At 79.6% G+C, this 529-nt stretch carries 1 protein-coding gene; it reads left to right on the plus strand.

All coding sequences use genetic code 11. The features are described 5' to 3' along the window. Position 1 precedes the first annotated feature (1 nt). Positions 2–529, plus strand: a 528-nt coding sequence (locus IH13_RS0123430; RefSeq protein ID WP_031087517.1) for an aminoglycoside phosphotransferase family protein, incomplete at its 3' end; no start/stop codon positions are given.

The raw sequence follows: 529 nt of genomic DNA on the forward strand, positions 1-529 counted from the left end.
TATGGGTTCCGACCCGCCGCAGCGGCTGGTGCGGGCGCTCGGCGAGACGTACGGGGAGGAGGCCGCCGACTGGCTCGGCCGGCTCCCCGCACTGACCGAGGAGGCCGTGTCCGCGCCGGGCCACGAGCTGGTCCCCGACCGGGTGGTGGCCCCGGGCGGGCGCAGCAGCCTGGTGCTCCTGGCCCACCGGCCGGACGGCGCCCCGGCCGCGCTGAAGCTCGCCCCGCCCCTCGCCGCTCCCGCGCGGGAGCGGGCGGCGCTCGCCCACTGGAACGGCTGGGGTGCCGTGGAGCTGCTGCTCCCCGCGGACACCGTGCTGCCGGGAGGCGCCCTGCTGCTGGAGCGGCTGCACCCCGAGGTGTCGCTGCGCTCGCTGCCGGAGGCGAAGGCCCTGCTGGAGGCGGCGGGCACGGTGCGGCGGCTGTGGATCGAGCCGCGGCCCGGCCACCCCTTCGGGACCGTGGCGGAGCGCACCGCGCGCCAGGCGGAGGGGATGCGGGCCGCCGCCGCCCGGGAACCCGAACTGGAG

The sequence above is a fragment of the Streptomyces sp. NRRL WC-3549 genome (assembly GCF_000721935.1).
Lineage (GTDB): Bacteria > Actinomycetota > Actinomycetes > Streptomycetales > Streptomycetaceae > Streptomyces.